The following is a 3,095-nucleotide window of genomic DNA, read 5'->3' on the forward strand; positions in this document are numbered from 1 at the left end:
CTTTCAACGATTCCTTGTCTAAATTCATCCCGAGGTTCCTCTATTTTATTTATTCTTTTTTCAATTTCCATAGGGGAACCTCACCTTTTTTTCCCTAAATTTCAACTAAGAATAAGATAACACCATATTCCAAACCTTGAATGGGAAAATAATTCAAATTTCGATACTATCGAATCTTTCTTCTCACGTGAATTAGAATATAGAAATTCAGGAATTGTTTTTTGTCCCCATGTTGGCTGGAAATTTGGTGTAAAACATATTGCTGCTGAATTATCTGAAAAATACGAGAAAATAAACTCATTGGTTGGAACATACGCTGGAAGCCTTGAAGATGATGATTTGATTGATTTGGTTAAAGTTCAAAACAATTTTAAAAATGATACGCTTTGTCTACTTGTGGCAACTAAAGCCTTTGGGATGGGAATTGATAAGCCCAATATTAGATTTACTGTTCATTTTAATATGCCGCAATCTATTGAATCTTTTTATCAGGAAGCGGGACGCGCAGGAAGGGATAAAGACAAGGCTTATTGTTATATTTTGTATTCACCTACCAAAATAAATTTTAATGATGAAAAAGTTACGGTAGATAAAAGTTTTATGCTTTCATTCTACCACAACTCTTTTCGCGGAATTGAAAAAGAAAAAAGAATAATGTGGGAACTGTTAAATGAAATAACCTTTCCACAGCTTACTCCAAAATCGAAATTGTCTCAAATTGCGGAAGATTTGTATGTTAAAGTTCGTTTACGATTATCAGATAACAATCAGTATATTTTATTTGTTAACGGTGAAGAATTTCCGAAAAGTTATGGTTATATTAACCTGGATAATTTATCCGTCTTTCCTGAAACAGGAAATGATAGAATAATTGTTACACGAGAAAATGCTGAACAAATTCTTTTACGAATTCTTAATCTTCTACAAGAGAAATGCCTCAATAATGTTTCGCTTATAAATTGGTTAACTCAGACCGAAACAGTTGACCCACATCCCGGTTTTGAACGGATTTTATCAGAAATGGAAATCGGCGAATCAAAAAGAGTTGTGGTTGGCTTTAATAATGATCGAATTCAAAGAATTACAAATTATCTATCGGCTACAAATCAACACTGGAACGAAACTATTGTCATTAAGGCAAATAATTACTGTTTTACAGCCGAAGATTTTATTCAGAAATTAGAAAAAGAATTTTGGCGTGCAACTAACCAAAATTATAATTTTAGTGAAACTCAAATAAACCAATTATCTATTTGGTTCTATCAAATTAGAGATGAACAAGATACTTACAAAGCGATTTACCGCTTATCTGTAATAGGTCTCGTTGATGAATATGAAGTCGATTATAACTCAAAAAACATCATAGCAACAATTGTTAAAAAGTCCGATAGTTCATGTATCGAAAGCCTTACAAATTATATTGGCAGATATGTTTCAGCAGAACAAAAATTACGTGTACATGAACAGATACTTGCTTCTCAGGGCAATACAGTCATTCAGAAATGCAGCGGCTTTTTAGCAAATTTTGTGTATTCCAAAATTGCAGCCAAGCGTTTAGAAGCCATAAATGTTATGGAATCTGCAATCCAATCTGGTTTAAATAATGGAAACTTTGAAGAATTTGTAAACACTTATTTTGATTCTCGATTTACACCCAAATTACGTCGGTTTATTTATGATTATTCAATAGAAATTGTATGGGATTTTATGTTGGAAACTGAAGGTGATCCTAACTCAATAAATCATATCAGGGGCGCTTGCGATCGTTTACTTGTAGAAAATCCTGATAACGCAGCCTTTCTATTACTTCGCTCTTTTTCACGATTTCTGATTCCTTCTTATAACAAAAATGATGCTTTATCTGATTTTCATAAAGGCTGGCGTTTATTTAGAGATCTAAAGAATTGGACACGAAAAGAATCTTTAAAAAATTTATCTAAATTCTATAAATTGGTTATCAAATATGATTCTTCATTGAAATTGTATCTCGATAAAGAGATATTGGACGAACATAAAACATGGTTAAAATCCTTCAACCAAACTTTTTTAAAGGATATTGCAAATGTCAGAATTAAATAAAATTAATGATTCTTTGGCTGAATTTGAAGAAGAGCTATCAAAACTTAAATCTGCTTCGGAAATGATTAAAGATGCAAAAAACTCAGCTCAAACCACTATTTCTGAATCAAAACAAATTATGGAAAAGTTAATAGCGGATTCCAAAACTGCAACTGATAATGCGATTCAAGAATCAAAAAAGTTAAACGAATCGGCACAAAAACTATTTGATGCAGTTGATATGCTAATGCAAAAATTAGAAAAAGTTGATTTTCCCACTCGTCTTGATAAACTTGACACATCAGTTAGTGGTATAAATACTGCAATCCAAAATATATTTGGCAGATTTGAAACCGTTGAAAAAAATTTGAAAGATGATTTCAATTTTAAAATATTAAAAGTTCAAGAGAAATTAGAGAAATCTCACAAGTTAAATTTAATGTTCTTTATTTTTATTTTACTATTAACAGGTAGTTCACTAACAACTTTTCTGGTTAAATTTGTTTTGCAGTAATTTCAAAGGTGCAAGGGGCAGACTAACAACGGTTTTAATACTGGCGCGAGCACGCCGGGCATGAGTTGCTAAAAAACCTAATCGTAATGTGTCAAAATAACAAGAAGTGTATATTGGGATTCTAAAAAAAGATTATTGAATCTATTATTGGATGTGATGTTGCGAAGTGCGAAGATAGAATTCATAAACTTATGTAAAAAGGGTTAAAATCCTGTGGGAGCATGACCGCAATGAAAAAGAGCATATATGTTATTTCGATTATTCTTATGAGCGCTGTTTTATCTGCCGCGAATGAGAATGGAGACAAGTTAAACACTAAATTACCCACAATTGAGATTGAGACGAATGTTGGGTTATTATGGTTGTTACAGTTGTCCGGAAACTTAAATCTTAATGATAATGTGTAAAAGCTAAACACTTGCCGGACAGTCACCTGCTCACCTAATCTACATTATTTATTAACACTTTTCATGTTTTTTCTTACTTTCTGTTTTCCTTTTAGGATTGTTTCAATAGGTCGTTT

3 protein-coding genes are annotated in these 3,095 nt (G+C 31.8%); all 3 read left to right on the forward strand.

Going from position 1 to position 3,095, the window contains the following annotated elements; all coding sequences use genetic code 11:
* Positions 1 to 168: 168 nt before the first annotated feature.
* Positions 169 to 2,079, forward strand: coding sequence for a helicase-related protein (locus tag ACXLDF_RS13325; protein WP_457559033.1), 1,911 nt, complete (start codon positions 169 to 171; stop codon positions 2,077 to 2,079).
* Entirely contained in the window at positions 2,063 to 2,572 is a 510-nt protein-coding gene (locus tag ACXLDF_RS13330) for a hypothetical protein (protein WP_457559031.1), read from the forward strand. Before ACXLDF_RS13325 ends, ACXLDF_RS13330 begins: the two co-directional genes overlap by 17 nt.
* 221 nt (positions 2,573 to 2,793) lie before the next feature.
* Positions 2,794 to 2,979, forward strand: a complete 186-nt coding sequence (locus tag ACXLDF_RS13335; RefSeq protein WP_457559032.1) for a hypothetical protein — start codon at positions 2,794 to 2,796, stop codon at positions 2,977 to 2,979.
* Positions 2,980 to 3,095 lie beyond the last annotated feature (116 nt).

Source organism: Candidatus Harpocratesius sp., from assembly GCF_054039255.1.

Excerpts from the sequence above, each read along its gene's own strand:
- ACXLDF_RS13330 (WP_457559031.1), top strand. The coding sequence starts at position 2,063 with ATGTCAGAATTAAATAAAATTAATGATTCTTTGGCTGAATTTGAAGAA.
- ACXLDF_RS13335 (WP_457559032.1), top strand. The coding sequence starts at position 2,794 with ATGACCGCAATGAAAAAGAGCATATATGTTATTTCGATTATTCTTATG.